2 protein-coding genes are annotated in these 4,540 nt (G+C 41.4%); both read left to right on the top strand.

Going from position 1 to position 4,540, the window contains the following annotated elements:
- A partial coding sequence (locus tag ACQR30_RS09810) for a hypothetical protein (RefSeq protein ID WP_429734520.1) occupies nucleotides 1–2,146 on the top strand: 2,146 nt, incomplete at its 5' end.
- Between the two features lie 49 nt (nucleotides 2,147–2,195).
- On the top strand, nucleotides 2,196–4,540 hold a 2,345-nt coding region (locus ACQR30_RS09805; protein WP_429734518.1), incomplete at its 3' end, for a hypothetical protein.

The raw sequence follows: 4,540 nt of genomic DNA, 5'->3' as shown, positions 1-4,540 counted from the left end.
TATTTCAAAAACAATCGGCGACATTATTGGTGTCGTGCGCAGTGACGATTTTGCTATTGGTATGTTGGGCCTCAATGATAACACAACGAGCGGTCCGCCTACTGATGGCGATATGTCTTTTATGTATTATTATATTCATTCGCCAAATCCCAAAAAATATCCCTTACCGCCCAATCTCAAAGAAGGGCAGGTTTTTAGTATTGGAGGAGATGGCAAAAATGACGTTGCCTTTTATTCTCATCCCGAGCAATATTATAGAATGAACTATGGGAATGGCGCGGTTTTGGAACCGGACTATGGCTCTAGTATCTGTATGCATTCAAGAGACCGCCGCAGAGAGCAGATGATTCGTTTCCCCAACTATCCAGACAATATTGAAGGCAAAGCTAATTCTTCACGCTATCAATTAGTCACGGCAACCAATGCAGGTTATATTGGTTCAGCTGTCGCTTTATATTTGTGCCCCGACGATCTGGGACTAAAAACGATAGAAAATATTGTATTGAATGAAGGCTTGCCACACCCGGTGATAAATGGTCAATGGATAAAAGATCCGGCATCTTATCGTCCGGATATTGCCTGGTGGGGCGCACACGACAGCCTTGCGAGTTATGCACATAGGTTAGGTTTTGAGTCAGTGCAGGACGAAGGATGGGGAGAATATTACCCTAACCCCGCCAACCGTTGGACAAAAAAGAAAATCAGTTTCGCCGCTGCGCCCCCTATGAGTATCCCTGCATATGGCGCGCTTATGCAAAACAATGGTATCCGCTACGGACTGCACACGCTGTGTGAATTTTTACAGCCAAATAATAACAGCGATGTGGCTCCCGTGCCAAGTGATAGCCTGGCGATTATGCAGCGGAGTTTTACTGCAAAAGATATTTCCGCATCTGACACCATTATAATTGTCACCGATACAGCTCATTTTAATGAATTCGGCGGCTGGGAAGGTAACCAGACCAATGTCCTAAAAATTGGAAAAGAACTGATTGAATATGATGGAATCACAACAACCAAGCCTTATACTTTTCTTCATGTAAAGAGAGGGTTGTATGGGACTCATAAAGGTTCATACAGCGCTGGAACGGTGATCGTAAAATTGCAGCCAAATTGTTATCAGGGTTTCGCGCCCAATATGGACTTACAGAAGGTTTATGCCGATTATTATGGTAAATGGCTAACCGAAGGTGGCATGGATTATATTGATTTCGACGGACTGGAGAGCTGCATGTATCAGGGGCAAGGGCAGTATTCGTTCAAACGTTTTTTTCGGGAGTTATTTGATAGCTATCATAACAATGGCGGTAAGTACCTAAGAGTAATGGGCAGTGCCATACAGGAGGGAAACTGGCATTACATGAGTGTATGTAACGTTGGTGGAGGTGATCACATGTTTAATCCCGTATTAAATAAATGGGGTATCGAAGGAAAAGATATGCGCTATGTTTTCCACAGCAGTTATTTGCCGGCAACATTTGGTATTCAAAGCCTAAGTGCCGATTGGAGCGTGTATGATGCAGAAAATTTAGAAGCTAAATCAATAGGGTGGGACGCTACTTATATGCTTGGCTTAAGTCAGCAAACTGTAGAGAAAACCGGTGAAAAAGAGGGGATTTTTAATGCTTTGCGCACTTGGGAAAACGCCCGCAAGCAGGATATATTCAGCAGCGCAGTAAAAGAAAAACTCAGGGACTTGAATTATAAATTTCATTTGGAACAAAAAGGAAGAAAAGTCTTCATTCTTTACCCTGTTTACGAGAACCGCTTTCGTGATCAGCCGATAAATCTTAATCCATTGGCTCTGCAATTAAAAAACGAATACGATTTGCAACCGTTAGATTTCTCTATTCAAATTAATGCGCCAAAAGGTAAGGGGGTTGATGGTGTAAAAATTAAATTACCCAATGGCGTTGAGCTTTTAATTGACAAAAAAATATCGAATAGAGAATTTATTATTTACAAATGTCATAAATTGTATCTGGCTGATAAAAACAGAAAAGAAATGGAGCCAATACCCACTTCTGGCTCTTTAAGATTGCCACATGGAAATTCTGTTATGAGCATTAGCACATTACATGCAGCGGATGATGATATAAAATTTGAATTAGTCGTAACGGCGATTGGTAAGGGGGAAAGGCTTTAAGATAAATATGAAAATTCCAAACCCTCCAAAGATGCTAATAAATAATATAATGAAAGTACAAACTAAAACGGGGCTTTTAATTGTGATGATTTTCTTTGGCTATGCTTTAAATGCGCAATCGTTTAAAGAGGTTAACAAGGAGTTGGCTCAGATTGACGGAAATATGTCTTTGTCCATAAAGCAATATAATCACACAAATCTAAAGAAAGAATATTCGGTATCTCAATATTCACAGCAGCAAGATCCTAATTGGGGCGTGCAGGTACAGAGTAAAAAGGTGGTTGGTCATCCAGAGGCGTTGGACGTATCTACGACCTTTAAATTAAAAAAAGGAACTGCGCCTTCTACTGTTGTAGATGTCTGCTTTAACTTTGATAAATGGAGCAGAGATAACTACGTGTTAGTTCCGGCAATTGTCTACAATGGCAATCGTTATCATGCGATTGGCAATGGCTACAATCCTGATTACCCAAAGGATATGTATTACAATCCTAATGTACCGCTCACCATATCGAATGAGCCAAGACTATCAATAGAAAAAAATCAAGCTTCATTGATAGATTTACAAACCGGTAATGCTTCAACTCCTGCCATGTGCTTTTTTTCGCCTGCCCAAAACAAAGGTTTCATTGTACTTACGCAACAAAGATCTAAGGGGGAAAATAATGGGTTGTCCATTGCGGAGAATGCACCGCAAGATAGTTGCAGTTTTGCCATCACTGCTCCTGCAATGAGAAAATTAGCGGCAGGCTTTGGCGATTTCCATGAAAGCGGAGATAAAGCACCTGATTGGAAAGCAGGAGATATGCTGACGCTGCATTTTAGAATATATGTCTTTAACGCAAATGGTATTCCAGATTTGCTTACGAAGTTTATGCAGGTGCGCAAATCTGTTACTGGCGAGAACCATCCCCGCAACTGGTTACCTATGAGTAAACTGGAACAGTTAGGTACGACTATTTGCAGCAATAATTGGATCACCACTCCTGCAGGGAGTTTCTATAAACCGGAAAATAATAACGATTTTCAACTGGGATGGGTAAGTGGTATGATGAACACTTATCCGATGCTTGCCCTGGATAACGAGAAAGAAAGAGCGCGTGTTGGTGAAGAGTTAGATTTTATCATAAGCAAACTACAGGGCAAGAGCGGTTTTTTTTATGGTGGCATTACCGCCGATGGCAAATTGCGTTTCGATAAAATGAATGCTGCTTTTGCCGCAGGGCAGGCAATGGTACGAAAAAATTGTGATGCCTTACTGTGGTTCATGAAACACCTGATGTTGCTGAAAGCACAAGGACAAGGCTCTTTTATAAAGCCCGAATGGGAAAACGCTGCCAGGAAATTAGCTCAGGCATTTGTAAACACCTGGAAAAAATATGGACAATTTGGTCAGTACATAGTTCCTGAAACGGGGGAGATTGCCGTGTTTAATTCTACTGCCGGAGCTATTGCGCCCGCTGGTCTGGCGCTGGCATCAGATTATTTTCATCACCCCGAATTCCTTAACGTTGCAAAAGAGGCTGCAGATTATTATTACAATAGAGATGTTGTGAAACAAGGATTGACAGGTGGAGACTGTGGCGATATCTCTATGGATGCCAATTCTGAATCAGCCTTTGGTTTTTTAGAATCCTTGATGGCCTTATACCATTATACGCAAGATATAAAGTGGTTGGACAAAGCAAAAGTCGAAGCTGCTTTGTGTGCGACGTGGACATTGTCTTACGACGAAGTTTTTCCACCCAATAGTCAGATCGGAAAGTTGAAGTGTCATATGGCTGGTGCAGTATTTGCGAGTATTCAAAACAAACATGCAGCACCCGGTATTTGTACTTCATCGGGCGATTATTTATTTAAATTGTATCGTGCTACCGGCGATTCAATTTATGCAGATTTAATCGATGATATTCAACATGCACAGGCAGAAGCGGTAAATATTCCGCCTGACCATATTACCACGAATGATCTGGTTGGCAGCTCAATGGAACGTATTCAACCTACTGATGCGGAAGGCAAAGGAAGTGTGGGTAATTTTATACATACTCGTAATTCCTGGACAGAGACCAATGGTATGTTGATGGCGTTGGAATTGCCCGGTATTTATTTACAAACGGACACCAAACGACTGCGGGTATTTGACCATGTAGAAGCCAAAATCGTTAAATCTGATGCGAAGGGAATAACATTGTCTATTACTAATAAAACCATGTATAATGCGAATGTTGCTTTATTTGCGGAGACCTCGCAAAAAGCTAAAGATCCTTTGAGTTACACAGCGTTTATTCAGTGGCCAAAAGTACTCGTGAAAGCTGGTGCAACTATTGAATTGCATGTTGGACCTCATGGGGAATTTTATCCTTTTCAAAACGCTGATCTGTCTTTCGAAGCAAG

This window comes from Arachidicoccus sp. (assembly GCF_050436765.1).
GTDB lineage: Bacteria > Bacteroidota > Bacteroidia > Chitinophagales > Chitinophagaceae > Arachidicoccus.
Note: the sequence above shows the minus strand (reverse complement) of the source record. Positions and strands in the feature narration are given on the sequence as shown.